Source organism: Lutispora sp. QWL-02 (genome assembly GCF_058315355.1).
On record NZ_CM177762.1, the window covers coordinates 3,373,546 to 3,400,089 of the forward strand.

General features: G+C 38.7%; 23 protein-coding genes, 1 tRNA gene, 2 riboswitches and 1 other annotated feature. Of the genes, 6 read left to right on the top strand and 18 right to left on the bottom strand.

Annotated elements, in window-relative coordinates; all coding sequences use genetic code 11:
- Positions 1 to 62: 62 nt before the first annotated feature.
- The 5 genes from AC4HCY_RS15900 to AC4HCY_RS15920 form a co-directional block, all read right to left on the bottom strand.
- Positions 63 to 185, bottom strand: a complete 123-nt coding sequence (locus tag AC4HCY_RS15900) for a hypothetical protein (RefSeq protein ID WP_323430317.1) — start codon at positions 183 to 185, stop codon at positions 63 to 65.
- Positions 186 to 246: 61 nt separating this feature from the next.
- The gene (locus AC4HCY_RS15905) at positions 247 to 696 is read right to left on the bottom strand and encodes a M50 family metallopeptidase (RefSeq protein ID WP_323430316.1); all 450 of its coding nucleotides are present in this window, start codon (positions 694 to 696) and stop codon (positions 247 to 249) included.
- Between the two features lie 120 nt (positions 697 to 816).
- Entirely contained in the window at positions 817 to 1,533 is a 717-nt protein-coding gene (locus tag AC4HCY_RS15910) for a hypothetical protein (RefSeq protein ID WP_491094607.1), read from the bottom strand.
- Between the two features lie 120 nt (positions 1,534 to 1,653).
- Positions 1,654 to 3,159 carry a hypothetical protein gene (locus tag AC4HCY_RS15915; RefSeq protein WP_491094608.1) on the bottom strand — a complete coding sequence of 502 codons (1,506 nt, stop codon included), beginning with the start codon at positions 3,157 to 3,159 and terminating at the stop codon, positions 1,654 to 1,656.
- Between the two features lie 247 nt (positions 3,160 to 3,406).
- A complete protein-coding gene (locus AC4HCY_RS15920) occupies positions 3,407 to 3,538 on the bottom strand; it encodes a hypothetical protein (RefSeq protein WP_491094609.1) in 132 nt (43 codons plus the stop codon).
- A 199-nt stretch (positions 3,539 to 3,737) separates the two neighbouring features.
- Between AC4HCY_RS15920 and AC4HCY_RS15925 the strand changes: the two genes are divergently transcribed.
- A complete protein-coding gene (locus tag AC4HCY_RS15925) occupies positions 3,738 to 5,036 on the top strand; it encodes a helix-turn-helix domain-containing protein (protein ID WP_491094610.1) in 1,299 nt (432 codons plus the stop codon).
- An 81-nt stretch (positions 5,037 to 5,117) separates the two neighbouring features.
- Here AC4HCY_RS15925 and AC4HCY_RS15930 read toward each other — a convergent pair whose 3' ends face one another.
- The 4 genes from AC4HCY_RS15930 to AC4HCY_RS15945 form a co-directional block, all read right to left on the bottom strand.
- Positions 5,118 to 8,351, bottom strand: a complete 3,234-nt coding sequence (locus AC4HCY_RS15930; RefSeq protein ID WP_491094611.1) for an NAD(P)-binding protein — start codon at positions 8,349 to 8,351, stop codon at positions 5,118 to 5,120.
- A gap of 26 nt (positions 8,352 to 8,377) precedes the next feature.
- Positions 8,378 to 10,171, bottom strand: a complete 1,794-nt coding sequence (gene nuoF, locus AC4HCY_RS15935; protein ID WP_491094612.1) for an NADH-quinone oxidoreductase subunit NuoF — start codon at positions 10,169 to 10,171, stop codon at positions 8,378 to 8,380.
- A 37-nt stretch (positions 10,172 to 10,208) separates the two neighbouring features.
- Positions 10,209 to 10,697, bottom strand: coding sequence for an NADH-quinone oxidoreductase subunit NuoE (nuoE, locus tag AC4HCY_RS15940; RefSeq protein WP_323430584.1), 489 nt, complete (start codon positions 10,695 to 10,697; stop codon positions 10,209 to 10,211).
- A 190-nt stretch (positions 10,698 to 10,887) separates the two neighbouring features.
- On the bottom strand, positions 10,888 to 11,526 hold the full coding sequence (locus AC4HCY_RS15945) for a hypothetical protein (RefSeq protein WP_323430585.1): 639 nt from the start codon (positions 11,524 to 11,526) through the stop codon (positions 10,888 to 10,890).
- Positions 11,527 to 11,861: 335 nt separating this feature from the next.
- On the opposite strand from AC4HCY_RS15945, the gene AC4HCY_RS15950 reads away from it, so the two are divergent.
- Together AC4HCY_RS15950 and AC4HCY_RS15955 are read left to right on the top strand one after the other, a co-directional pair.
- Complete coding sequence (locus AC4HCY_RS15950; protein WP_323430586.1) at positions 11,862 to 12,041, top strand: hypothetical protein; 180 nt, start codon at positions 11,862 to 11,864, stop codon at positions 12,039 to 12,041.
- Positions 12,042 to 12,061: 20 nt separating this feature from the next.
- On the top strand, positions 12,062 to 13,216 hold the full coding sequence (locus AC4HCY_RS15955; protein WP_323430587.1) for a THUMP domain-containing class I SAM-dependent RNA methyltransferase: 1,155 nt from the start codon (positions 12,062 to 12,064) through the stop codon (positions 13,214 to 13,216).
- Between the two features lie 263 nt (positions 13,217 to 13,479).
- Here AC4HCY_RS15955 and AC4HCY_RS15960 read toward each other — a convergent pair whose 3' ends face one another.
- Both AC4HCY_RS15960 and AC4HCY_RS15965 read right to left on the bottom strand, forming a co-directional pair.
- A complete protein-coding gene (locus AC4HCY_RS15960) occupies positions 13,480 to 13,716 on the bottom strand; it encodes a DUF3006 domain-containing protein (protein WP_323430588.1) in 237 nt (78 codons plus the stop codon).
- 26 nt (positions 13,717 to 13,742) lie between these two features.
- Entirely contained in the window at positions 13,743 to 14,609 is an 867-nt protein-coding gene (locus AC4HCY_RS15965; RefSeq protein ID WP_491094613.1) for a ComEC/Rec2 family competence protein, read from the bottom strand.
- Between the two features lie 259 nt (positions 14,610 to 14,868).
- On the opposite strand from AC4HCY_RS15965, the gene AC4HCY_RS15970 reads away from it, so the two are divergent.
- Positions 14,869 to 14,944, top strand: a tRNA-Thr gene (locus AC4HCY_RS15970).
- Between the two features lie 231 nt (positions 14,945 to 15,175).
- Here the strand turns inward: AC4HCY_RS15970 and AC4HCY_RS15975 are convergent.
- From AC4HCY_RS15975 to AC4HCY_RS16000, 6 genes are all read right to left on the bottom strand, one after another.
- Positions 15,176 to 16,189, bottom strand: coding sequence for a nucleoid-associated protein (locus AC4HCY_RS15975; protein ID WP_323430590.1), 1,014 nt, complete (start codon positions 16,187 to 16,189; stop codon positions 15,176 to 15,178).
- Positions 16,190 to 16,328: 139 nt separating this feature from the next.
- On the bottom strand, positions 16,329 to 17,708 hold the full coding sequence (gene gltA / locus AC4HCY_RS15980; RefSeq protein WP_323430591.1) for an NADPH-dependent glutamate synthase: 1,380 nt from the start codon (positions 17,706 to 17,708) through the stop codon (positions 16,329 to 16,331).
- Positions 17,708 to 18,577: a sulfide/dihydroorotate dehydrogenase-like FAD/NAD-binding protein gene (locus AC4HCY_RS15985; RefSeq protein ID WP_323430592.1), complete on the bottom strand. Its 870-nt coding sequence runs from the start codon at positions 18,575 to 18,577 to the stop codon at positions 17,708 to 17,710. Before AC4HCY_RS15985 ends, gltA begins: the two co-directional genes overlap by 1 nt.
- 84 nt (positions 18,578 to 18,661) lie before the next feature.
- A riboswitch (glycine riboswitch) is annotated at positions 18,662 to 18,740 on the bottom strand.
- Positions 18,741 to 18,841, bottom strand: a riboswitch (glycine riboswitch).
- Positions 18,842 to 19,068: 227 nt separating this feature from the next.
- The gene (gene metG, locus AC4HCY_RS15990; protein ID WP_323430593.1) at positions 19,069 to 20,688 is read right to left on the bottom strand and encodes a methionine--tRNA ligase; all 1,620 of its coding nucleotides are present in this window, start codon (positions 20,686 to 20,688) and stop codon (positions 19,069 to 19,071) included.
- Between the two features lie 81 nt (positions 20,689 to 20,769).
- Positions 20,770 to 21,033: a binding site (T-box leader), on the bottom strand.
- 73 nt (positions 21,034 to 21,106) lie between these two features.
- Positions 21,107 to 22,435: a serpin family protein gene (locus AC4HCY_RS15995; RefSeq protein ID WP_323430594.1), complete on the bottom strand. Its 1,329-nt coding sequence runs from the start codon at positions 22,433 to 22,435 to the stop codon at positions 21,107 to 21,109.
- A 138-nt stretch (positions 22,436 to 22,573) separates the two neighbouring features.
- The gene (locus AC4HCY_RS16000; protein ID WP_491094614.1) at positions 22,574 to 23,539 is read right to left on the bottom strand and encodes a copper amine oxidase N-terminal domain-containing protein; all 966 of its coding nucleotides are present in this window, start codon (positions 23,537 to 23,539) and stop codon (positions 22,574 to 22,576) included.
- Between the two features lie 182 nt (positions 23,540 to 23,721).
- On the opposite strand from AC4HCY_RS16000, the gene AC4HCY_RS16005 reads away from it, so the two are divergent.
- Both AC4HCY_RS16005 and AC4HCY_RS16010 read left to right on the top strand, forming a co-directional pair.
- The gene (locus AC4HCY_RS16005; protein WP_323430596.1) at positions 23,722 to 25,032 is read left to right on the top strand and encodes a putative DNA modification/repair radical SAM protein; all 1,311 of its coding nucleotides are present in this window, start codon (positions 23,722 to 23,724) and stop codon (positions 25,030 to 25,032) included.
- Complete coding sequence (locus AC4HCY_RS16010; RefSeq protein WP_491094615.1) at positions 25,029 to 25,769, top strand: TIGR03915 family putative DNA repair protein; 741 nt, start codon at positions 25,029 to 25,031, stop codon at positions 25,767 to 25,769. Before AC4HCY_RS16005 ends, AC4HCY_RS16010 begins: the two co-directional genes overlap by 4 nt.
- On the opposite strand, the gene AC4HCY_RS16015 is transcribed toward AC4HCY_RS16010, so the two are convergent.
- Positions 25,770 to 26,291, bottom strand: coding sequence for a GNAT family N-acetyltransferase (locus tag AC4HCY_RS16015; protein ID WP_491094616.1), 522 nt, complete (start codon positions 26,289 to 26,291; stop codon positions 25,770 to 25,772).
- Positions 26,292 to 26,544 lie beyond the last annotated feature (253 nt).

Consider the following 26,544-nt stretch of genomic DNA (forward strand, 5'->3'; position numbering starts at 1 on the left):
TCCTTGTTAAAATCGTTTATCATAGAATCATAAAGCTACAATAAATTTCAAGGTTTAAAATATTACATTAGTTCCTCCGTACCTATCCCAAGCGGATCGCTCCCTTCCTCTTCCGCAGAGCAGTATAAAGGAGTAAAACCGATAATGCTCACTAACAGTAAGATCAATATTAACTTCTTCATCATTACCATTTTCCTCCGGTATCATATTTTCTTATAAAATAACACTATATGACAATAATGTAAATCATGATATAATGCTGTTCATACCATCAGGATATGTTATAGGTATAATTGCAGACACAGCCATAACAAAAGAGAAGCTCAAAAACACATCGAGCCAATTGCCATGTTCTATTATTCCCAATTTAACAAGTAGAAGCAATATAATACCGGTGAACAATTGGAATAATACGCCACCTAACAGCATGATTATTGTTAGAGGCTTACTATCATTTTCAAAGCTCTTCACACTACATTGCCCAGAGTAAAAATACCAGCGCCGAATCTCAAGAATTCCTATGCTGAACAATCTTTTGCCTTTCCCTATAACTATTTTCTTAGTCTTTCCGCCAAATACAAAATTAAAGGAAGCGTGACCTAACTCATGTATTAGCACTATTATAGGCTCAAGTATGAAAAGGCCTAACATCATTTCATAAGGACTAAAAAATTTATTTGAGAAGTATATATCCATATCCTCTTTATTGCAATACTCATATCATAAAATTAAAGAGGATTGTTGCGTAATGAATAAGTTCATTGCAAATAAAATTAAAACTGTTTGGACAGCAAGAGCTGCTCAAACGGTTCATAATTATTTGTATTTTTCTTTGAAATCTTGAAGAAAAAGGTTTTTAATCTCATCTAATTTTTGTAATACCGATTTATATGTGTCATAATCTTTTGTTGCTGCTTCTTTATCCTTGTAATATTTTTCGCAATATTCATCAAAATCGCTCATGTTGAGTATTTCAGTATTAGCAGATTTTAAGGTGCCTTCTTTTAACTTCTTTCTATATAACTCCATCATATTAGCAATGCCCCTATCAGAACCGTCAATATGATGAACATCCAAAGCCCTGGCAAGGAATATAGCCATTTTAGCTCTTGAAAGCCCTTCTCTTAAATTGATTTGGCACATTTCATTTGCAGCTTTTACACGAAATTCGCCAACTAAATCTAAAATAGTATTCTGTAAAGGCTTATTAGCGACGTTGTCGTCTACTTCATCGGCAATTAAGCCTTGTTCCTTGTATTTATCATATTTTGCTAAAAATTCGTCTAACAACACACTGTCAGAATTGCTTTCAGAATTATTTTTCAAACTTAACTTAAGCTTCATCATGTCATTTGAAAAATTTTTTATTGCCTCATCTGAAATGTTTGCCCTAAAAGGTGAGCGATTATATAAAACCGCTATATTCTCGTTAATGCTCGTGCTAATAGAGCCTTTATCATTTTTATTAGCCACGCCGCTGTTATCTACTTTTAATCCATTAACAATAGATGGACTATAGTAATCTATTTTCATATTATCACTCCTTCTTATACCGTAAACGATTTTAAAAACTCCTATATAATTAATATCGGTTAAATTTAGAAATCTTTTATCGATTTCATCATGTGTTTTTTATCAGCAGGCAAGATGTAATTATGGTCTTTCTCTTATTATTTCGGTTATTGTAAAAGAAGGAGTAATCCCATGCCATATGTAAGGATAGCTGCCGATACAATCTTCAATTTTGCCCGTATCTATATTATAAATAAATGTTCCATAAGGAAAACCGTAAAGCTCATAAGAATAATACCACTCATTTCTCGACGGCTCACCTGATGGTTGAGTAGTGTTACCATGCCTTGCAAGATAATCATAAAAGCTAATATAATTTACTTCTATCAGCAAAGCGTTTTGTATTGTTTTGTTAAATCCTTTAAATGTTCCTTTGTATACATTCCCTATGGTTGAAGTGCCGTACTTGTCTAATGATGTTAATTCTCGCCTTGAGTAATATCCAGGATCAGGGTATGAGCCGGGTGAAAAGTAAATATAATCCCATTTAATATCAAGCGGATTTCCGTCTACAAAAACTTGAGTGCTGGAAGTAGTTATAGGCGGTGGCAAAGGAGGTGCTTTAATTACAGTAACATTGTATGGTGTTCGTGGTGCAAAGTTTCCATCATAAGATTCTACTCTTATGTAGTAAGTATTATTATCCTCCATATTTACCCATCTAGATTCGTTACCGCTACTCACAAAGGCTCCCATGCTTCCTAAAGATGAATTGTAAAGGAAAAAAGCATATTGAGCATCAGACGGGGCATTGTTCAAGCTAACATAATAGCGCCCTGTACTTGTTGGGGTAAAAATGTACCAATCTTCGTCAAACATATTATCAATAGTCGCGTTGATGTCCATTTTGTCCGTAAAAACAGGTGTATTGCCGTCTAAGTAGTCGTTAATTTCATACTGGTCAAACATATCATTGGCATTTACTACAAAGGCGTAATTATTTTTATTTGTATTGCCGTATGGTTCAACACATATGAAATAGTAACCCTCGCTGTCTATATAAGCAATTTTTTCGGGCGATTGACCTTCGTTAATCGAATAATCTACTAATGAAAGCACACCCGTACTCAAATTTAGCTTATATAAGTATACATCACAATCTTGTTCGGGAGCTTGTTGTAAATAAAAGTTAATTTTCATATTAGACGGCACATATACATAGTACCAATTTGGTACTTCGTTTTCGATAATATAATCAGATAAAACTACGTCGTAGTATGATTCACCTAAGTATATTGCCATATCGGGAGTATTGTTACCAACCGCACGGCTAATCTCCGCAGAATTATTGTTTTTAAGGATGGAATTGCCGTCAAAAATAGTCTTACTATCTACAGCAAGCCTATTTTCTAAAAAAGATTCCGAGAGGACAAAATCATCTGTTACGGTCCGGTTGCTTGCTCTTGTTTTTGCGCTAAAAGGATCAAAATCCAGCGCTTCAGCAGTTATTTCATTTTCTAAAGCCTTGACATCATCATATTGGTAAAGGCTCTCATCACTAAAATCAATCTCTACTAAATCAAAAATTGTACTCCGTTCCCGAATTTCTTCAGGCACGCCGCTTATTTCATCATTTGCAATTTCCATTACAGCATCATCTGTGAACTCGTATACTTCGGGATTAGGTAATTGAGTGCCCGCCGTTTCGCTGAAAGCAAATGCTACTTTTTAAATACCATTATACAATTATAGAGTCATCTACCATAGAATTCCAAAACGTCTTAACCTAATCTACTAAATTTCCCCATATGTAACGATATCTTGTTGTTATATATAATTCTTACACCAAAACTGAAATATTAATTCCTCCATCTATCCTAAGCGTCTTATATAACTACACAAAAGCACCTGTTTCTCCCGTACCTATACCAAGTGGATTATTGTTTTCCTCTTCTGCAAAACAATAAAGAGGCGTTAAGCCGATAATACTCACTATCATCAGTATCAATATTAGCTTTTTCATCATCCTCTTCCTCCATTTCCTATTTTTTCTTATAAAGTAACACTATATGACATTAATGTAAATCATGGTATAATATAAAGAGTAACAATGTGCATTTGACCAAGCTCAATAAGTAAAAAAAACAGCATTATTCATAATATTTCGGCTATCCTCAAAAAGTTTCTCTGCATTTGTTAAGATTATTAACAAAGAGGTGTTGCTTATGATCAACTCCGTAGGCAGTAAAATCAAGAACTTGCGCAAAGGGAAAAAGCTTACGCAGGCGCAGTTATGCGGAGATAAAATCAACAGATGCGTATTAAGTTTAATTGAAAATAATAAAATGCAGCCATCTATCTCACAGCTCAATCATATTTGCAAAGTACTGAATGTTCCCGTCACTTATTTTACAAGTGGTATAGATTATAACCAAAGGATCACCAGCACTGGAACAGATGATGATTCTAACCTGGCTAAAGCTTTTGCCGCCGGGGAATATGAATACATTACAAAACTATACGAGCATGCTTCCTTACAATTTAATACGATAGAAAACATAGTTAAATATTATTACTTAGGCATGTCATACTATAACCTCAACATCTATAAAGAATCCCTCTTATCGCTTAGAAAATATATCAGCAGCTTTTCAAAAAAACCTATATCTTATCAGAAACTCAATATTACTGAATATGCTACAGCACTCAATACACTTTCCAAAATATATATGCAAAGAAGCAATTATAAAAAAGCGGGAGAATACTTAATTAAAGCTTATAATTTCTTAGCAGAACATCAAGAATTGAATTCTCTAATATATTGTATTGTGATAAATAATCTCTCTCTTGTTTACAATTATACAGCCCAATATAAGAAGACTTATACCCTTATCAATGACTTTTTTAACACTCATGATAATTTGACTTATAGGATAGTTGCTCCTCAATTGCATAGGGCAATGAATATCGCCTGCTATAATTTAGGAAAACATGATAAAGCCATAGAACATATACAAAAAAGTATTCTTCTACTTAATTATGAAAATAATGTAAATGAAATAGGGCGCTGCTATATCAACTATATCAATGCTCTAAGATATTCTTATAGATTTTCTGAAGCCTTTGAGATGGCTGAAAAGTGTAAGAAAGATTTTTATGATAATAAAGTTTTATATAGAAAATTCTGCATGCAGGAATTGATATTGTACTTCAACATGGGAAACTATATAAAATCAAGAGAATTACTAGATGATATAAATGTTAACAGCCTGCAGGAAATGGGAAAAAACAACTATTGCTTTATAGCAGGCCATATAGCATTTATGAATGTCAAGTATGAAAAAGCTTTGAAAAATCTAAATAAGTGTGAAAAGTATTTTCTAAAAAATATGTACCATTATGATTTAGCCTTGGTTTATGATGACTTGTTTACAATAACTGGGGACAAGCTGTATCTGGACAAAAAGAAAGCATCACTTTCACACGATGCCGTCAGGCGCAATGTACTTATTGATGCTTTGTGATATATGTCATCCTGAAGGCATTGCCCTCAGGATGACATATAAAAAAATGTGCTGTTATCAGTGTGATTCGTATAATTGACCCTATAAAGATTTGATCACATCCATGTTTGACTTCCCAGTCTTCGGCTCCATAGCCTTATTAAGCTTCTGAACTCTTCCCTCGCTGTTGGTATAGGTTCCTTCATTCTCCGCAAAGCTTGTTATCGGAAGAACTACATCTGCCAGCTTAGCTGTTTCTGTAAGCAGCATATCAAATACTGCAACAAAGGCTGCTTCTTTCAGTGCCTTCTCTGCCTCAGGATTTCCTGTGCCTATCGGGTCTTCCCCATATATCAATACTGCATTGTCTCTCAAGCTCATTTCAGCTGCTTTGAAGGCCTTTACTCCTTCATTTACCAAGCCTAGGCTGTTTGGCTTATTCTGCATAAGCAGTATGCTTTCCTCATTCTTATCCAAGGCTTTCACCAATTCTGCCGCTGCCTTTGCTTCAGCATGGCCTGCAGCTCCGCCTATCATTATAAGAGGGGATACTGCCTTCTTAAGCTTTGCTGCCAATGCAGCAACCGCTCCGTCGACTGCCTCACCCTCAGCCGCTTTGACTAATGCTTCAGCAAAATCTTTAACCTTATTATCATCTAGTCTAACAACCATTCCCGCGTATCTGTCCAGCTTTGACACAGCCTCGCTTACCATGATAAGCTCAGCACCCTTTTCTGCTGCAGCTTTCACCATAAGTGCCGCTACAGGATTTTCCTCTTTGATGTCAAAGCCTAAGCATAGGATAGCATCAGCTTTATTGATATCTTCATAAGAAGCTTTTTTATAATCCCTGCCGAAAGAATCCTGCAAGCCATAGGCTGCATCACTTAAATCAAAGCTGTAAATATTGCTTGATACAAGCTTCTTCATTTCAGCTACTTCTTCATTGGTAGCTTTTTGTGATACAAAGCCCATTGCTCTATGAGATTTCATTTTTTCATTTATGAGCTTATAAGCTTCTTCCCAACTGCTCTCCACCAGTTTGCCTTCTTTTCTTATCATTGGCTTTAATATTCTCTCAGGGGAATTGATAAAGCTGTTCTGGAATCTGCCTTTTTCGCATAGATTTCCGTTATTTACACCCAACCCTGCTTCTGATGTAGCTCGGATAAACCTGTCCCCTGATATATGAAGCTTCAATGTGCAGCCTGTACCACAGTTATTGCATATAGTATCTGCGATTTTCTCAACAAACGGGCCCGGTTTTGGCAGCTGCACCTTTTCCGTCAAGGCTCCTACAGGGCAGGTGGAAACACATTGGCCACAGGATTCGCAGCGGCTGTCCTCGCCGAAAGGTTTGCCGAAGGACGGCTCTATGGTAGTATTGTATCCTCTGGAGATGAAGCCCAGCGCAGCTGCGCCCTGCACTTCAAGGCATATCCTTACACATCTTCCGCACATGATGCATTTATTCTTGTCTCTGCTTATGAAAGGATGGCTCTCATCAATAGGATGCTTTGTGATGGCGCCGGCCAGCCTATCTTGTTTGGCTCCATAAGTTGTGGCAAATTCTCTCAGCTTGCACTCATGGATGTCCTTGCATCCGCAGGACAAGCATCTTTGAGCTTCAGCCTTTGCCTGCTCTTCAGTAAAACCTAATTCAACCTCTAAGAAATTATGCTTTCTCTCCTCCTTGCTGAGCATAGGCATTCTGTTTTTGTCTATTTTTTCGTATTGTTCAAATTCTTTCTTATCAATATCCTTAAGCTGCTGTCCCTTGACATGGTTGTACATCTGGGGAAGCTTCTCAATCTTTTCCCCTCTTAAATATTTATCCATGGAGTAAGCTGCAATTCTCCCTGCCGCGATTGCCTTGATGGCTGTCTGAGGGCCTGTAACTCCATCTCCGCCCGCAAATACTCCTTCTATATTGGTGGCCATGAGATCCGGGTTGATCACTATCTTGTTATTCTTAGCTTCCAGATTAAAGCCATCGTTTATAAAGCTCAGGTCCTGTGTCTGACCAATCGCACCTATTACATAATCTGCTGGCATCTTGAATTCTGAGCCTGGTATTTCTATAGGTCTCCTTCTGCCTGATGCGTCGGGCTCTCCAAGCTCCATCCTGATGAATTCGATATAGATGGGCTTTCCTGCATCGCTTACTATCTGCTTTGGAGCTATAAGGAATTCAAATTCTACTCCTTCATATTCGGCTTCTTCTATCTCCATCTCATGAGCGGGCATTTCTTTTTTTGTCCTCCTATAGGCTACGGTAACTTTCTTGGCTCCCAGCCTCAGAGCGGTTCTGGAAGCATCTATTGCAGTGTTTCCTCCGCCTATTACTATTACATGCTTGCCGGATAGATCAATATTATGACCTAATCCTACTCTGCCCAAAAAGTCCACACCTGCGTAAACTCCCATTGGGCATGCTTCGCCTTCGCACCCTATGGGCTGCCCTACCTGTGAGCCGATGCCCAAAAATATGGCTTCATAGCCGTCTTTTTTAAGGCTTTCATAGGTTACATCTGCACCAAAGGTCTTTTCATATTGAATCTCTACACCAAGTTCTTTTATGGTGTCGATTTCCTTGTCCAATGCTGCCTTGGGCATTCTGTATTCGGGGATTCCATATCTCAGCATTCCGCCGCCTCTGGGCCATCTCTCAAATATGGTAACTTTATGTCCTTCCCTTGCAAGGTAGAAAGCACAGGACAAGCCTGCAGGGCCTGCTCCTATTACTGCGGCTTTCTTGCCTGTTGCAGCTTTTTTATTGGGGACATAATGATCATCGCTGTTCAAATCATAATCAGAAGCAAATCTTTTCAGATAATCAATGCCTACCCTTTCATCTACAAGATTTCTTCTGCACTCATCTTCGCAGGGCCTGGTACAAACTCTGCCGCAAACCACCGGAAGAGGATTCCTTTCCTTTATAAGCTTTACAGCTTCCTGATATTGTCCATTGGCAATATGGGCTATATAGCCCTGGACATCAATTCCTGCCGGGCATGTCATGCTGCAGGGAGCCGTACAATCTCCGTAGTGCTGGGATAAAAGAAGCTCCAGGCACATCCTTCTTGCATCATTGACAGCATCGGTTTCAGTTCTTACTGTCATCCCATCGGTAGCTTGAGTTGCACAGGCCAACATATTGCCCCTGGCGCCTTCCACCTCTATCCTGCAAAGCAGGCAGGAGCCGAAGGGCTTGAGTCTGTCATCATGGCACAAAGTCGGTATGAGCATATTATTTTCTCTTGCCACATCCAATATAGTCTGGCCAGGATTGGCAGTAACTTCTTTTCCGTTTATGGTTAAATTCAATTTTCCCATAGTTCTCTACCTCATCCCTTTACAAATTATTCTACGATAATAGCAGCAAACTTGCAGGTATCCTTGCACAACCCGCATTTTTTACATATGCTGCTATCGATCTTATGTGCTTTTTTTACTTCTCCGGATATGGCCTTTACCGGACATGCCCTGCTGCAAAGTGTGCAGCCTCTGCACTTATCTTGGATTATTTTATATTCTATCAAGCTCTTGCACTGCTTGGCAGGACATTTCTTATCCCTGATATGAGCTTCATACTCATTTCTAAAATATTTTATTGTGGTCAAAACAGGATTAGGAGCAGTCTGACCCAGGCCGCAGAGAGAATTTTTCTTGATATTTGTAGCCAACTCTTCTAAAAGCTCAATATCGCCTTCTCTTCCTTCTCCCTTTGTTATCCTTGTTAAAATTTCATTCATTCTTTTTATTCCAATCCTGCAGAAGGTACATTTGCCGCAAGACTCATGAACGGTAAAGTCCAAGAAGAATTTTGCAATATCAACCATACAATTATCTTCATCCATAACAATCATACCGCCGGAGCCCATTATAGCCCCTGTTTTAGTAACGGAATCATAATCTATAATAGTATCTATCAGCTCTGCAGGTATGCAACCGCCGGAAGGCCCGCCCATCTGCACGGCCTTAAAAGCTTTGCCGTTTGGGCAGCCGCCTCCTATATTGTATATGATTTCCCTCATTGTAGTACCCATAGGAACTTCCACCAGCCCGGTATGATTTATTTTTCCCCCTAATGCGAAGACTTTGGTTCCCTTTGATTTCTCAGTCCCCATAGAAGCAAACCACTCAGGGCCGTTGTTTATTATAGGGCATATATTTGCATAAGTTTCAACGTTATTGAGGAGAGTAGGTTTTCCGAATAAGCCTTTTACTGCCGGAAACGGCGGTCTTATCCTTGGCATCCCCCTTTGCCCTTCTATAGAAGCTATTAAAGCGGTCTCTTCTCCGCATACGAAAGCACCCGCTCCGAGACGTATTGCAATGTCAAAGTCAAAGCCCGTCCCTAAAATATTTTTACCCAGCAATCCATATTCCCTGGCCTGATCAATTGCTATCGTAAGGCGCTTAACAGCCAGGGGATACTCGGCTCTGACATATATATAACCTTGACTGCCTCCTATTGCATAGCCGGCTATGACCATAGCTTCCAAAACAGAATGAGGATCACCTTCCAGAATGCTTCTATCCATAAAGGCACCCGGATCACCTTCATCTGCATTGCAGCATACATATTTCATATCGCCTTGTGCTTTAGCGGTAAACTCCCACTTATTGCCTGTAGGGAACCCGCCGCCGCCTCTTCCTCTGAGGCTTGATCTCTTTACTATATCAATGACTTCTTCGGGCTTTAGCTCTGTCAAACATTTTATCAAAGCTTTATACCCATCAAAAGCTATATATTCATCTATGTTTTCAGGACTAATAATTCCGCAATTTCTGAGGGCAATTCTTTGCTGATTTTTATAAAAATTTACTTCGTTTATGGATTTTATTCTGCTTTCTGCAACAGTTTCCCCGTAGAGAAGCCTCTTTACAACTCTGCCTTTAATAAGATGCTCTTTTACAATCTCTTCTACATCTTCCGGTTTGATCATACTGTAGAAAGAAGCTTCAGGATATATGATGACTATCGGTCCGAGAGCGCATAAGCCAAAACATCCGGTTCTCTCAACGATTACCTCCTGATCAAGACCATGGATTTTGATCTGTTCTTCAAAATTTTTTGCTATCTGCTCCGAATTGGAAGATGAACAGCCGGTTCCCCTGCAAATCATGACATGGGAGCGATACATTTTCATTCCATATTACCTCCTCATTGTTTGCTGACCTTAAAATCTATCGGTATTTATCTAAAATCGCCGGGATATCTTTTGCTATTAATTTGCCATAGACATCATTGCCTATCATCATCACAGGGGCAAGGCCGCAGCAGCCTAAGCAGGCTACCGTCTCAAGCGTGAATCTATTATCCTTTGTGGTTTCGCCAACCTCAATATTTAACTCTTCCTTTAAGGCTTCTGCTATCTTCTCCGATCCTTTTACATGGCAGGCAGTCCCAAAGCATAGCTTTATTATATTCTCACCTGTAGGAGATAACCTGAATTGAGAATAAAATGTAATCACACCCATTACTTGTGTCGGGTGTAAGCCTGTCCTATCACAAAGGGCCTCAAGAATATCTTGCGGCAAATAGCCATAGGCTTCTTGTATGTCTTGCAGGATGGGAATCAATTCTGATTCTTTTCCTTCATACTTCGTCAATATTTTGTCAAAATTGTTAAAATATTGACTAGGTTCTCCGCAGCAACATTTTTTGTTTCCCATAAAAAATGTACCCCCTAATTCTATAATACAGGTTATGTTTATATTATATTACAAAAATTTTAAATATTCATTCATTATAGATTATTGTACAGCTTATGTCAATTTGCTGCTTGATAATGAAAGCAGCAAATATTTAAGGCATCAAAATCTAAATTTTGATGCCTTAAATATTACATATATTCACATTGCTTCATTGCTCATTGACCAATTTATAGCTTTTCAAAAGTGACGATACGGTAAATCCATCATTTGTCTTATATTCAGATTTCACCAGGCCAACTCCCTTTTTTATATAGTAATTTCTATAAGCTGTTTTGTCCTTATATACCTCTTTTATGACTATGCAGTCCTGAAAAGTGCCTGCAGGTACGGTAACAGAGGCATTAATGTCTATGATCTCATAAGAATTCTCCGAGCTTACCCACTTATTTCCTACTTCAACGGGCAGTTTTATTATCGTTTCATCAAAATTTTCTTCTATATCAAGCACATTTTTCTCGTCATAGACTTCACCTTCCATATAGGTATGAACTAAAGCGTCATCTTTTATGGCATAGATATTTGCAGATCGGGTTCCTCCGTTATCTATCATGACTTGAAATTTATTGTCCTTTGAATAAGTGACCTTTTGTGTGTAGGATGCATACTCATTCCCTTCTCCATCATATATCCATTCATTGCCCACCTTCAGCGGGTAATACAGACTTATATCATCCTTTGCCACCGGCACTTGCTCCTCCGGAGCCTTCACTGCAGGCGCGCATGAAGATACGATCGCTGCTATAATAATTATCACTGCAAGACTTAACACAGCTTTATTTTTTTGCATGAGTAATCACTCCAACCTTTATGTTTTTATTTGCTAATCTCTTGCTTATTATATATAACGCAATAAATGCATTTGTAGCTTTAAAACGGCGTATGCCGTCATTCTAAGCGTATGCGAAGAATCTTAGCCAGATTCTTCACTCCATTTTGTTTCGTTCAGAATGACAGTTTTGTAAAATATTTAATGCGTTATATATATTATTTTCAAATTATATTTATATATTTGACGTTTTTGGTCATAATTAGTTGCAGATATACGAAAATATATTATATATGATGACTTGCGATAAACTTTTTTGATATAATATTAATAAGCACAGACAAGGAGGTATGAATGTGAATAAGGCTATTAACAATTATATCGTATGGATAATAGTTCTATTCTTGGAATGGTTCATATTGAAAGCTGCAAGCAGTGCTAACCTATGGATTTTCATCGCTATTCCAATCATTGCCGCATTTATTTACACGGAATACAACAATCAACCCCCAAAAAATAGAAGAAACTTAAGATGAAGTTAGCAAGGAGAGATCAAATGTCACATATCCAACTGTGTGCACCCTGTGGTTTTGCTCTGGAGGCTATATTATCCAGAGAAATTAAAGAACTGGGCTTTGAAGTCAACAAAGTCGAAGACGGCAGGGTCTATTTCTTATCTGATGAATCAGGCATAGCAAAAGCAAATATTTGGCTGCGAACCGGCGAGAGAGTGCTGGTGAAGATGGGAGAATTTAATGCCACCTCCTTTGAAGAGCTCTTTGAGCAAACCAAGAGCCTGCCATGGCATGAATGGATACCAAAGGAAGGCTCTTTTCCCGCTGCAAAGGCCTCTTCAGTGAGATCCAAGCTGTTCAGCACTTCGGATATTCAAGCTATAGTTAAAAAGGCTGTGGTGGAGAGCTTAAAGAGAAAATATGATGTTAATTGGTTCAGTGAAAGCGGTGCTTCTTATCCCATACATATTTTTGTATTTAAAGACCGGGTTACTCTATATCTGGATAGCACCGGACCTGCTCTGCACAAAAGAGGTTATAGAGAAATAGGCAGCGCAGCTCCGATAAGGGAAACATTAGCAGCAGCATTGGTATCACTGACTCCATGGAAGGAAGGGCGCCTATTGGCCGACCCCTTTTGCGGCTCCGGAACCATAGCTATTGAAGCCGCCCTTAAGGGACTTAATATTGCACCAGGTTTAAAAAGAAGCTTTATCTCTGAAAAGTGGTCGCGAATTCCCCAGAAATTGTGGAGCAGAGCGCGCCTTGAAGCTGAGGCTCATATAAGGGCAAGCGAGGATATCTATATCCAGGGCTATGATATAGATGAAAAGGTCATAAAGATAGCAAGGGACAACGCAAAAAAAGCCGGCGTGGATAAATATATACATTTCCAGCAAAGAGATGTCAGAGATTTTTCAAGCAAGGACAAGTATGGCTTTATCGTTACCAATCCTCCCTACGGAGAAAGGCTGGATGATATTAAAACAGTAGAAAGATTATATACCGATATGGGCAAGGTCTTTTCCTCTTTAGATAGCTGGTCTTTCTATATCTTGACAGCTTATGAAGGCTTTGAACGGTATTTTGGAAGAAAAGCGGACAAAAAAAGGAAGCTTTACAATGGGATGATGAAAACTGATTTTTATCAGTATTTCGGTCCAAAGCCTCCGAAAATTGGAAACGGAAACCACTGAAAGGCACTAACTTTTTCACGAAAAAATACGGAAAACTATACATAAGCACCAAAAATTCTATACAGTTTTCATTCTGAACGAAACAAAGCGGAGTGAAGAATCTAGCTAAGATTCTTCGCTTACGCTCAGAATAACCGAACGCGCCAAAGTTTTAACTGCGGGTAGGAGCTAATTTAATGCATAATACTATAGGCATAGGGGCTAAAGCAGCAATTTCACATAAATTTAATATTATCAGCCCTTTGGTGATTTTTTGCAAAGTTTCAGTGACTTTCCGTGGTTTCCGTTACCCAAAGATCATCCATCAATCTCCGGATATGCTCTTTTCTCTTAATGGTTTCATCTATATCCAGGCAAATTTCGCCCTCATGGATGACCAGGACATCCCCTTCTTTTGCTTCAGCAGGCATCCTGGCTCTCTCTATACTGACTATTTCCTTGTTCTCATCCTCGCAGACAGCATAGTCCCCCTCAAATCTATCGATGATAATATACCTCATATTATATCCCCCCTCACCTTTTGCTTTTAGCGCACGGGTTTGGTATTCTCGCTAAAAGTTATTGATTCTCCGTCTGAGCTTGCTATTATAGTTCCGCTTTCGTCCGTCCTATAGACAATTATATTCTTTTTCCTTAATCTATCCAATATTTCCTTATGCGGATGTCCATATTGATTATCCTTTCCTACGCTTATAATTGCATATCGAGGGTTTACCATATCCAAAAATTCCTTGGTTGTTGAAGTGGTGCTGCCGTGGTGTCCAACCTTCAGCACCTCCGCATATAAATCAAAGCCTTTTGCCAGCATCTCTTTTTCAGATATGCTCTCGGCATCACCCGTAAACAGAAAAGAGTTTTTTCCGTTGGTAAGCTTGATAACTATTGAGTAATTATTTGTTGATTCATAACGCTCACTATTGGGCGCAAGTATCGTAAAAACAGCACTTCCCAGATTAATATTCGTACCGGGAATGGGGGTATTTACCTTCAGCCCCTTATTTGATATCGCTTTTAAAACATCTTCAAAGGTCTTAGTGGTGCTCATGGCTTTAGGCATATAAACCGCACCGATATCAAAGCTTTCAATCACTGCATCAAGCCCGCCTATATGATCCTCATGAGGATGAGTACCTATTACATAATCCAGCTTTTTTATGTTCTGTGATTTTATATAATCTACCACTGCTTCACCATCAGCGTTATTGCCTCCATCGATAAGCATAGTAGCTTCATCGCTCTGAATCAATATGCTGTCAGCCTGGCCGACATCTATAAAATGGACCTTCATCCCATCAGCAGCAACATTGCTATTCTCTACGAGACCTCCATTCATGATAGCTACTGCAAGATATATTATCAAAGCTGCCAGAAAAAATGGTAATTTCTTTTTCATGATTAACCCCCTAAAAGTCATATATTCTAAGCTGTATATTTCTTTACTTTAAATATACTCTAGCAATAATATAAAATTCATATATTTCTAAATTATAGCACAGAAAGCTTATGGCATCGACATTCCAGATTATTTCGAATTTTTTTGAATAGATTCTTTAAGCGGCTTTATAATGATTATATCAGGGAGAAAATGACCGGTATATATAAAAAAGCAATTGAAAGAAACAATGAAAGCTGTTAAAATAGATAAGGATGATGCTACTGTGGCTCAGTCGGTAGAGCAGCTGATTCGTAATCAGCAGGCCGGGGGTTCGAGTCCCCCCAGTAGCTCCATGTGAAAGCAAATCACTCATAAGAGTGATTTTTTCGTATAAGCGAATAGATAGCTGGGGCTCGAACGGGCGGAACAAGAAAATGCGACCCTTAGAAGCATTTTCCTGCCCAGGCGTGATAGCGAGCCAAAGCGAGCGGAGCGAGTCCCCCCAGTAGCTCCATGTGATATAAATACTTGTGGAAAATAGATCTATAAGTATTTTTTATTTTACCCCTATTATAGATTTCAAATTATCTTCCCACAAGCTTGCCGACATTTTTTATTAGAATAGATATAGTGCCGTCTGTATTCGTTATAAATTCTAGTCTGTCCGTATCCGCATACTGATCGAGAGGAATATTTATCTCAATCCCCGTATCGGTTTTGATAATTTGGCGCTCCAATTTCTTAAAGTTGCTTTTGCTCTGAATCTGAAATTCCTTTTTATCTAATCCCTGATTAATTATTTTTTCTTTAAACTCATTTTTCGCCTCTACATTATTCTCAAAAACTTCATTGATTACATCATCTACATTGAACCCGCCATGCTCATCATAATTGTCTAATAATATTTTCTTAAATTGCATTTTTTTCTCGATATCATCATTAAAATGCTTTTTGTTAATCTGATCTGCTGTTTTTGTTACAATATCAAGTTTGGATTTGGAGGACAACTCCGGCTGGCATCCAAGATAGTAGTGGGATAAATAATACTCCTTTTGGCCGTTTATTAAATATTTTTTTTCAACTATTTTAACTGAAAAATCATCCAGATTAATAATAACAACCTCATCCAGACTTTGGGCTTCAGATGGTAAAACTGTTTTTTGCTTTATTATCGTATTTTTAGCACCTGTATCAATTGTTTCAACGAAGTGAATATATGAGCTCTTGTAATTCATTTTAAGTATTGAAAAATATGAATCGCCTTCATAATTGAATGTTGCGAAAATGAGATCCGCAGCAGGAATATCAACATTTTTCTTCATAAGGGTAAATAATTGCAGCGAAAGATTCTTAGTTGCAGCAATAAAATCATTATTGTCCAAGTATGTACTTAATTCCTTGTAACAATAGTTATCACAATCATCAAGTTGGGTAGCTTTGTAATTATCGCTCATTAAAATCTTAAATATATGGATTTTAATGAAATCCTCTATTTCTTCGCTTAAGTCTAACCGGGCGTTTGATAGAACCGGCATATCCATGCTCGAATCCAAAATATGAACTATTGCATTTGTCACTTTTATACTGTCTTTATCCATTATATTTTACTCCTTACCTTTACCGCCATATTCTTTCGCTAAAGAGAGCAGGCTGAACTCAGCCTGCTCTCTTTAGTATAAATATTATATTACCACAAATGATCGCTTGACAACATCAATTGCGCTTATTATTTTTAAACTATCCGTTAATATACTTATCTATGGCAGCTGCAGCTTCTTTTCCTGCTCCCATTGCTAAAATAACAGTAGCAGCGCCGGTCACCGCATCTCCGCCGGCAAAAACGCCTTCCTTTGAAGTCTGACCCTGCTCATCTGCTATCAGGCATTTTTTCTTATCAACATCTAAACCTTCTGTGGTGGAAGGAATTAGCGGATTAGGCGATGTACCAAGAGCCATTATTATAGTATCAACATCAAATTCGAATTCTGACCCCTTAACAGGCATTGGTCTTCTTCTTCCCGACTTGTCAGGTTCACCAAGTTCCATTCTTACACATTTAATACCTTTTACCCAGCCCTTTTCATCACCAATTATTTCTGTTGGATTGGTAAGAAGTTCAAAGTTTATGCCTTCTTCCTTTGCGTGATGTACTTCCTCTACCCTTGCCGGAAGCTCTTCCTCTGATCTTCTGTATACTATCCATACTTCTGCTCCAAGCCTCTTAGCTGTTCTGGCAGCATCCATGGCAACATTTCCTCCGCCTACTACTGCAACCCTGCTGCCAACCTTAATAGGTGTATCGTATTCATCTTCATAAGCTTTCATCAAATTATTTCTAGTAAGGAATTCATTTGCAGAAAATACACCGTTATAGTTCTCTCCGGGTATTCCCATAAATTTAGGAAGACCTGCACCTGAACCTACAAACACTGCGTCATATTTTCCCTTATCGAATAAATCATCTATTGTAACAGTTCTTCCTACGATGACATTTGTTTTTATCTTTACCCCAAGCTTCTTTAAATTTTTTATTTCATGTTTTACGACAGTCTCTTTAGGAAGCCTAAACTCCGGAATTCCATAGACTAAAACTCCCCCTGGCTTGTGGAGTGCTTCATAAATAGTTACATCATAACCTTCCTTTGCCAAATCTCCGGCACATGTGATTCCTGCAGGCCCAGAGCCTATTACTGCTACTTTATGTCCATTGCTCTCTTTAGCTTCCGCTACTTCAACATCATGGTCTCTTCCCCAATCTGCGGCAAATCTTTCAAGCTTTCCTATAGCTACAGCATCTCCCTTATTTCCGAGAACGCATTTAGATTCACATTGTACTTCCTGAGGGCAAACCCTGCCGCAAACCGCAGGAAGTGCAGTATATTTAGCGAGAACTTTAGCAGCTTCTGCAAAATTTCCTTCGGCAATTTCATGAATAAATTCCGGTATATTAATTGATACTGGACATTTTGTTACGCATTGAGGATTTTTACATTTAAGGCATCTTTTGGCCTCTGCTACAGCTTCCTCTTCCGTATATCCAAGGCAAACCTCTTCAAAGTTATGGCTTCTAACTTCAGGTGATTGCTCTGAAATGGGAACCCTCTCAAATCTGTTCATTAGTTAGCGCCTCCTTTATGACATGTGCATACATGTTTTTCATTTTTCTCTGCTTCTTCATTTTTATATTGCGCTTGCCTTCTGAGTGCTTCATCAAAATCCACAAGATGACCGTCAAATTCAGGTCCATCCACACAAGCAAACTTTGTTTCATCCCCAACTGTTACCCTGCATGCGCCGCACATACCTGTACCATCCACCATGATTGGGTTCATGCTTACAATGGTTTTGATTCCAAGCTTCTTAGTCATGATACATACAAATTTCATCATTATCATTGGACCTATACATACGATGAGGTCATATTTTTTCCCTTGATTTACCACAAGATCTTCAATCAAACTGGGTATCATACCCTTAAAGCCGTAGCTGCCATCGTCTGTTGCTATATAGAGATTTCCTGCTACTTTTCTCATCTTATCTTCAAGAATTATCAAATCTTTAGTTTTAGCACCTATAATTACATCAACATCTATGCCATTTTCATGGAACCATCTGGCTTGCGGGTACACCGGGGCAGTGCCAACTCCTCCTGCTACGAATAGAACTTTTTTCTTTTTTAGCTCATTGATATCTTCGTTTACATATTCTGAAGGCTGTCCCAAAGGACCTACAAAATCATGGAAGTATTCGCCTTCATTGAATTGAGCCATCTTTTTTGTAGAACAACCTATAGATTGAGCAACAATAGTGACTGTTCCTTTTTCCTTGTCATAATCGCATATGGTCAAAGGAACTCTTTCTCCCTTCTCGTCAGCTATGACGATTACGAATTGACCCGGTTGAGCTGACTGTGCCACCAGGGGAGCTAAAACATCCATCGAGAAGATGTTTGTTGATAGGTTTTCCTTCTTTACAATTTTATACAATGGTAGCCCTCCTTACATATTTTAAAAAACATTTTGAATCATTGGAATTTTCATGCAATAAAAAAAGATAGAAGCTTCTTCGCCTCTATCTCTGTCATTAAACCTGAGAGATTCTTCTATATCAATAGAATTGCCCCTTCGGTGCATACGCTTTCCAGAGTTATGTCCGACTGCGGTCCTTTGGCCTGAGAGTTTCATTTAACGGGCTTTTCTGTACTTTCTCCTTCGGCTCCCATTATAATGGGTATCTCCCACAAGTCATCATCCATTTCATATCAAATTGTATTAAAATTAATATTCCCTTTCTATATCTCTGCAGTATTGGATTAATGCTATATATCCAAGCTTTATTTTATTGCTGCATAATCAAATCCAGAAGCATATTACAATCAAAATCTTTTATTGCATGTTTATTTTATCACAATCTTTTTGCTTATTCAATGTATTTTTATCCCATATTGCAACTTATCCTGCAATTTTTATTTTTGATTTTAATTGTTCATTTTTTCTATTTCCTCTTCTATTTGATTCTTGTCAATGCGCTCAAAAAGAATATTTACTTCTCCTAAATTCAATCCGGATAAAACTTCAGTATATTTCCAGCCTAAATCTCCTATCTGAAGCATGCTGTTGAGCTTAGATGATGAAATCGGCAGAAACGGCTCCAGCAGCATTGATAGGTTGGCAATGATCTGAACACATGTGTAAAGTGTTTCCTTGCATCTCTCTTTATTTTCTTTCACCGTAATCCAAGGCTGTTCTTCATCAAAATATTTATTTGCAGAACGTATGAATGAGAATATTGTTTCAATGGCATCTTTAAAATGGCCTTGCTCAATAAAATCTGCCGAAATCGCATATAGCCCTTTTAGCGTTTCTCTTATTTCAGGATTGCATTGACCCTGCGGCACTTTACCATCAAAAAATTTTTGTATAAAAACAAGGCTTCTATTAACAAAATTACCATATGCACCGAGCAGCTCTCCATTATGGCTATTAATAAATTCCCTCCATGAAAAGTCGGCATCTCTCGTCTCAGGGCCATTAGCTATAAAGAAATAGCGAATAGTGTCCGGATCATAGTGCTCAATAAGATATGGTATCCATACAGCCCAGTTTTGGCTCGTGGATATTTTTCTGCCTTCAAGCGTTACATACTCGCTTGATATTATCCTATCCGGCAGGTGAAAGCCGCCATGAGCCTTGAGCAATGCGGGAAGTATGACAGTATGAAAAGGAATATTATCTTTACCATGTACATAATAATGCAAAGACTTTTCAGCCCATATGGACTTCCAGTTCACACCCCGGGCCTGTGCCCATTTTTTGCTTGCCGAAAGATATCCTAATACTGCTTCAACCCATACATATATCTTTTTATTTTCGAATCCTTCTGCAGGGACAGGTATGCCCCATTCCAGATCCCTGGTCACAGCCCTGTCTCTAAGGCCTTCATCAACATATCTTTTTGACAGCCCTATTGCATTGGCTCTCCAGCCGCAAGAATTGGTGATATAGTCATTAATGAACTGCTCCAGCTTTGATAATGCCAAAAAGAAATGCTCAGATGATTTGAAAATCGGGGTTTCACCACAGATTCCGCAGCTTCTGTCATTTAGATTGGCTGGGTCTAAAAGAGCCCCACAAGCGTCACACTGATCACCCTTGGCACTGCTTCCACAGTTGGGGCATTTGCCTATAACAAATCTATCCGGGAGAAATCGATTGCACTCTTCGCAAAAGGCTTGTTCTATGGTTTTACTATAGATATAACCACTTTCCAAAAGATCCGTAAAGAACTCCTGGACAAAATCAATGTGATAAGGGTCATTGGTCTGGGTGTACAAGTCATAAGAAAAGCCTAGTTTTTCAAAGCAAGCCTTAAATTCATTATGATAGCGGTCTGCTATCTGTTCAGGAGATACACCCTCCTTGCTTGCCCTGATCTGAATAGGCGTGCCGTGGCAATCGCTTCCTGACACATAGCACACGTTATATTTTTTCAGTCTGAAATACCTCGCTAAAATGTCACCCGGCAGCAAAGCTGCAATATGGCCTATATGAAGCGATCCATTTGCATAAGGCCAGGCTCCTCCAATAAATATGTCCATTAAAAACACCTCCTGATTTTTTAAGTCGTCTGATCATGTATATAAGAACAAATAAATAAAGCCCTCACCCCCAGGTATTATCCTGGGGACGAGAGCACTATACTCCGTGGTACCACCCCGGTTCGCTGATGACTTACGGCATCAGCCTCAACAAGTACGTCAGAATAATAAATTCTGATTATACTCCGGCACTGTAACGGGTGCAGCCGTCGCAGCCTAAATCCATAAGAAAATCGGTGCGAATGCTCCGAGACCATGTTCACCTGTCTATTCTTTACTCCTTTTCACCAGCCGGAGCTCTCTGCTAAAGTCATCGACGGCTACTCTTCTCTTCATCGCATATATAATATTAACATATTTGTAATATTCTAATACAAACAACTCTATGAGTCAATGGGTCAAGCAAAATTTTTCTGCTTCATGCTGCCGGATTGTTTATAACCCCGATAAACAAAGGGCATGCATCTGCTCCTGTTATTGCGAATATAAAAGGCCTGTCAAGGATCATCTCAGCTGTGCCGTCCGGCCTTGCTGCTCCCACATAATCAATCTTAGTAAATGCAGTAGCTTCGCATCCTTTTTCATCAATAGAGATTGCTGCTGATTGTTTTATCTTCGAAACAAATATGGGCTTTGTTTCAGATAATGGTGTAAAATCTGCTGTTCCGGCTTCAAAAGCGCTTTTAATGCCCAAGCTTTCTACAGATTTCCTCAAGTCAAGCTCTGCTTTATATTTGAACTTAGGAATTTTGAATATGACTTTCCCAAATTGACGCTTCTCTGAAAATAAGGAGTTGACAGCCTCCGACAGTATCTTAGGATCTGATACCATATCCATGGGTGATATTCCTTCATCAGGCAGAATAAACACCATGCTGCCGCCATTTTTAAAAGAAAGGCCGGATGCAGTATAACCGTCTGCTCCCACAAATCTGTGGCTGCCACGAGTCATATTCATGAAATCACAGCTTATAGTGCTTCCATCTTCAAGATGAAAAGTGTCTTTTGCGGTTTTATCGGCATTGAAACTGTCCACCCATTCATCATAAAAATATACGGTATTGAGAAGGGTCATCACCTGTTCAGAATCTATTGGGAAATCATCGGGATCGGTGCCAAGCTTTCCTCCTGTATGCTCTGATACCCATTCGCTGATTTTTCTTGATGTATATTTATCATCAAAATCCACACTGAAAGAATGAGCATAATAATCTGCAGCCATTTTCCCCAAGAAGCTTTTATTGAATTCAATATCTTTATTAAGCCATAATGAATTTGCAAGATTCAACCTTCCAATCTCATTATAAAAATACAATTTGCGGAATAGTTTTCCGGTCTGCTCCCTTATCATATCCATATCATTCATGTTTACTGCTTTTAGGATTTCTTCCTGCGTGCTTCCCTGGGCGCTTTCCGCCATCATTGCAAGGGCCATATACAAGCTCATAGGAGAATATAAAGCGTTTGTTTTTGAATCTTCTTCTCTCAAAATTATTGAGGCAGAATTAAAAGAAAATTCCTTAAGACTATCAATAAATTCTTCATCTATTTCTTCTCGCCGCTTATATTTTTCTTCAGACTCATTAAAACCTATTTTTTCGGGGTATTTGGGCTTCGCAATTATATGATCCGAATTAACGTTACCGGCAAACAGATAAGAGCATAATATAGCAGCAATTACGGCAAAAGCAGCTCCATACCAAATTAAATTATGCGCCTTTCTTCCAGCCCTTTGAGCATTCAACATTTGCCAACCTCCTTTTAATCAATACTTAACCAGTTTGATCTATATAACTTTATTATATCAACATTCACTTACTATTGACGGCAAATAAAGGAAATAGTTCCAACAATAAAACGGCTCCTTGCGGAGCCGCTTTACTATCTATTCCATTTTTTCTCCATTGTCTATTACAATTTGCCCTTCAAACACATATGCATTGTTCATACGCATCACTTCTCTAAAGAAGTTCAGCGGAACAAAAGTCCTTCCTTCAAATGCCTCCGGAGCAGTTCCCAATTGAATGGGGGCGGTTTTCATATAAATATAATTATCTTGGCCTATTTTTAGTGAAATGCCTTTGCCAACCATAATGCTTTTCGATTCGCCATCCCAGGCTACTTCAAAGCCCAACGCTTCAGCTGCTGCGCGGAGCGGGACCATGATAGTTCCCTGTTCATTGGTGTAGGCCCGCGGGCCATCTATTTTCTTGTTATCAACAATGATGTCCATATCCGCCGCATCATCTAATACGATCACCTTTATCGGATTTGTTTGTGCCGGGATGCTTCTTGTAGACGGGCCATATAAAACAACAAGCTTTCTGTTTTCCAGATCACCTTTAAAGCTTTTTCCTGTTTGTGAAATAATTTCTGTAGCATCCGAAATATTTAATTTTAATGTATTATCAGCGCTGACCAAATCTTTGCCAAACATATCGACCTTAACATTTTCAGCTTGGCTTTGAACGGCAACAACTTTGGCATTATATTGGGCCGGATATATCATAATCATTGGCGCATTTGCTTCATAGAACCCTGTGATCACTGCGCCTGTCATAATTTCAGCATTGTTTACAATATATGTATCATCAGATACTATTATGTTTGCTTCCAACCCTTCTTCATTTATAACATAGATCATCTTGGAGCCTTTGACCCCTTCACGATCGGTTATTTTCTTGACCACTCCGGTAAAAGAATTGAAATATGATTGAGGCAGAATTTCCTTGATCTGTTCTGCGTCACTGATGATCCTTAAATCTTCCGGGCCAGCTGCAAAGGCTGTAATTGTTGAAAGCGATAGAATAGATACGGATAAAAATCCTGCAAATACTTTTTTAAATTTCATGATGTATTTTCTCCTTTTTAAATATGTTTTACACTACTTAGACATCATAAATAAAAAAAAGTTCCACACAGCTCCAAAGGATAACTCTGCAAAAAAAATCTCAGCTTATGCGAACATATGTTTGCATAAGCTGAAAAACTTTGGTAAAATTATAGTAAAAGCTGACTATAGAGGTGTATTTTATGAACCTTATAGAGAAAATTAAAATATTATCCGATTCTGCAAAATATGATGTATCCTGTTCATCCAGCGGCAGCGACAGGAAAAACAAAAAAGGCGGAATAGGAAATGCTGCTCCTGCTGGCATATGCCACAGTTGGACTCCTGACGGCAGGTGCGTTTCATTATTAAAAGTGTTGTTTACAAACTCCTGTATATATGACTGCAAATACTGCATCAATCGTTCTTCAAACGATATACCCAGGGCTTCTTTTACTCCCGATGAGCTGGCAAGCCTCACCATCAACTTTTACAGAAGGAATTACATAGAAGGACTTTTCCTCAGCTCCGCGATATGCCAAAGCCCGGACTACACCATGGAACAGCTTTTAAAATCTGTCAAGAAGCTGAGGGAAGAAGAGAATTTTAACGGATATATTCATATAAAGGCTATACCGGGAGCGAGCAATACACTTATAGAGGAGACAGGAAAATATGCGGACAGGATGAGCGTCAATATTGAGCTTCCATCCAATGAAAGCCTTAAGCTTTTAGCCCCTCAGAAGACCAAGGAGTCCATAATAAAGCCTATGGGACTCATTAAATCCGGGATAATTCAGAATCAGGAAGAAAAGCAAAGGTTTAAAAGCGCCCCTAAATTCGTGCCGGGAGGCCAATCCACCCAATTGATCATTGGAGCCACAAAGGACAATGATTTAAAGATTTTGAAGCTTTCGGAATCTCTCTATCATAGCTATGGGCTCAAAAGAGTGTATTACTCTGCTTATATCCCTGTTTCCAAGCACCCCAGCCTTCCTGCGATAAGCATGCCTCCGCTCCTGCGGGAACACAGACTTTATCAGGCAGACTGGCTTCTGAGATTCTATGGTTTTAATTCTGACGAGCTTTTAAATGAAAGGAATCCCAACTTTGACGAGCTGCTGGATCCAAAAAGTGACTGGGCTCTGAGAAATCTGGATAAATTTCCTGTAGAAGTCAATAAAGCGGATTATTTTATGCTGCTAAGGGTTCCCGGCATAGGAGTGAAATCCGCTCAGCGCATCCTCCAGGCAAGAAGGGTTTCTGTCCTTGGCTTTGATGACCTAAAAAAGCTAGGTATAGTTTTGAAGAGAGCAAAATATTTTATAACCTGCAAGGGCAAGTATTTTCCTCAAAAAAGCATTCCGACCAATTCGCTATCAATAAGAAGAAATATACTGTCGGAAGACAATATCAAGATCCATGAGAGTTCGGAGCAGCTGTCCTTCTTTACCCTTTTCCCGGGGATTATGGCTGCTAAAGAAAATATATCAAGGATTACAGGTGAATTATGATGCTCTATTATATATATGACGGCACCTTTGATGGGCTTTTGACAGCTATATACGATGCATATTATGAAAAGGATTTCCCTGAGCAGATTGTCCCTTTAAATAGCTTTACAGATAATTTCCTGATAAGGAGGCATCATATACAGACTGACATGGATAAATCCAGAAAAGTCCACGATGCAACAGTAAAAAAGATATCCAAAAATGCATTGGGCAACATAATGTATGCTTATTTATCAGAGCATGAAAATGCGGGTATTTACATACTGGAGTATCTAAGATTTGGATTTAAGGTGGGAAAGATCGTAGATTCCTACCTGTCCGACGACAGGGTATGCAATATAAACAAGCTGGTTGCAAAAATAAACAGGGAAAAGCATCTGCTGTTGGGAATTATAAGGTTCAGGCTCCTGCAGGACAATATTTATTATGCACCGATAGAGACACAATACAACACTGCGTGCCTCTTAGGAAAGCATTTTGCCGAGAGAATGGCCGACCAGATCTTCGTCATTCATGATATAAAGAGGAACTATGGAGTATTCTATGATAAGACCAAATGGTTTATGAGCGATATAGAAATAAATGGAGGGATAGAATTTCACGAGAAGGAGCTGTTTTATCAGGAGCTTTGGAAGCAGTATTTTGAAAGTATAACTATAAAGGATAGGATAAATCCAAAGCTCCAGGCCAATTTTATGCCTAAGAAATACTGGAAGTATCTGATCGAGATGAAATAGCTATAATTCCCGCTTCATATCATAATAGGCACAGGTCATGCCAAATATTTCAATATCCTTTATATATTTCAGCCCGATTTTTTCTATAACTTTTTTTGAAGCGGTGTTATCAGTCTTGGCAAAGGCGACTATCCTATCCAGCCCCAGCACATCAAAACCAAAGTCCAAAGCCGCTCCGGCGGCTTCAGTGGCATAACCCAATCCCCAATATTCTTTACCGAGAGCATAGAGCACTTCTACTTCATCATTTTGCTTCACAAAATTAAGTCCGCAATGCCCAATCATTCTACCGCTTTCTTTTTCGATTACAGCCCATATGCCGTAACCTTTTTCTTCCCAATGCTTTGACATACCAGCCATAGACTTTTCAACTTCTTCTTTTGTATAGCCTCTCCCTCTCGGAAGCCATTGGCCCACTTCATCCTGCCCCATAATCTTTGAATACTCGTCTATGTCCCCATTTTTGAAATGGCGCAGATAAAGCCTTTCAGTCTCCAATTGATTATTTCTTTTATTTAACATAAAAATCCCACCCTTTCCGGACTGTCATCAATAACCCCTAAGAAAGTGAGCATGATTTCACTCCTCGTTTCATTCTTAAACTCCGCATTCCTCTACGTCTTCAATTCAACCTTATTTCTTTAATCATATAAATATTACAAGCATATTTATATGAGCCTTAGTACAAACTTTCCCTCTTATTATTATATCTTACACAAGATACCAATTTCAACTAAGCTATTGCTTCATTTTTTAAAGTACATAAAATACCTCC

Coding starts and splice junctions, on each gene's coding strand:
- nuoF (WP_491094612.1), bottom strand. CDS start 10,171: ATGAAAATGTATCGCTCCCATGTCATGATTTGCAGGGGAACCGGCTGT.
- AC4HCY_RS15900 (WP_323430317.1), bottom strand. CDS start 185: ATGATGAAGAAGTTAATATTGATCTTACTGTTAGTGAGCATTATCGGT.
- AC4HCY_RS15905 (WP_323430316.1), bottom strand. CDS start 696: ATGGATATATACTTCTCAAATAAATTTTTTAGTCCTTATGAAATGATG.
- AC4HCY_RS15965 (WP_491094613.1), bottom strand. CDS start 14,609: ATGAAAAAGAAATTACCATTTTTTCTGGCAGCTTTGATAATATATCTT.
- metG (WP_323430593.1), bottom strand. CDS start 20,688: ATGGACATATTTATTGGAGGAGCCTGGCCTTATGCAAATGGATCGCTT.
- gltA (WP_323430591.1), bottom strand. CDS start 17,708: ATGAACAGATTTGAGAGGGTTCCCATTTCAGAGCAATCACCTGAAGTT.
- AC4HCY_RS16005 (WP_323430596.1), top strand. CDS start 23,722: ATGAACCTTATAGAGAAAATTAAAATATTATCCGATTCTGCAAAATAT.
- AC4HCY_RS15945 (WP_323430585.1), bottom strand. CDS start 11,526: ATGCAAAAAAATAAAGCTGTGTTAAGTCTTGCAGTGATAATTATTATA.
- AC4HCY_RS15915 (WP_491094608.1), bottom strand. CDS start 3,159: ATGGAAATTGCAAATGATGAAATAAGCGGCGTGCCTGAAGAAATTCGG.
- AC4HCY_RS15910 (WP_491094607.1), bottom strand. CDS start 1,533: ATGAAAATAGATTACTATAGTCCATCTATTGTTAATGGATTAAAAGTA.
- AC4HCY_RS15925 (WP_491094610.1), top strand. CDS start 3,738: ATGATCAACTCCGTAGGCAGTAAAATCAAGAACTTGCGCAAAGGGAAA.
- AC4HCY_RS15955 (WP_323430587.1), top strand. CDS start 12,062: ATGTCACATATCCAACTGTGTGCACCCTGTGGTTTTGCTCTGGAGGCT.
- nuoE (WP_323430584.1), bottom strand. CDS start 10,697: ATGGGAAACAAAAAATGTTGCTGCGGAGAACCTAGTCAATATTTTAAC.
- AC4HCY_RS16015 (WP_491094616.1), bottom strand. CDS start 26,291: ATGTTAAATAAAAGAAATAATCAATTGGAGACTGAAAGGCTTTATCTG.
- AC4HCY_RS15975 (WP_323430590.1), bottom strand. CDS start 16,189: ATGGATAAAGACAGTATAAAAGTGACAAATGCAATAGTTCATATTTTG.
- AC4HCY_RS15960 (WP_323430588.1), bottom strand. CDS start 13,716: ATGAGGTATATTATCATCGATAGATTTGAGGGGGACTATGCTGTCTGC.
- AC4HCY_RS16000 (WP_491094614.1), bottom strand. CDS start 23,539: ATGAAATTTAAAAAAGTATTTGCAGGATTTTTATCCGTATCTATTCTA.
- AC4HCY_RS15995 (WP_323430594.1), bottom strand. CDS start 22,435: ATGTTGAATGCTCAAAGGGCTGGAAGAAAGGCGCATAATTTAATTTGG.
- AC4HCY_RS15930 (WP_491094611.1), bottom strand. CDS start 8,351: ATGGGAAAATTGAATTTAACCATAAACGGAAAAGAAGTTACTGCCAAT.
- AC4HCY_RS16010 (WP_491094615.1), top strand. CDS start 25,029: ATGATGCTCTATTATATATATGACGGCACCTTTGATGGGCTTTTGACA.
- AC4HCY_RS15920 (WP_491094609.1), bottom strand. CDS start 3,538: ATGATGAAAAAGCTAATATTGATACTGATGATAGTGAGTATTATCGGC.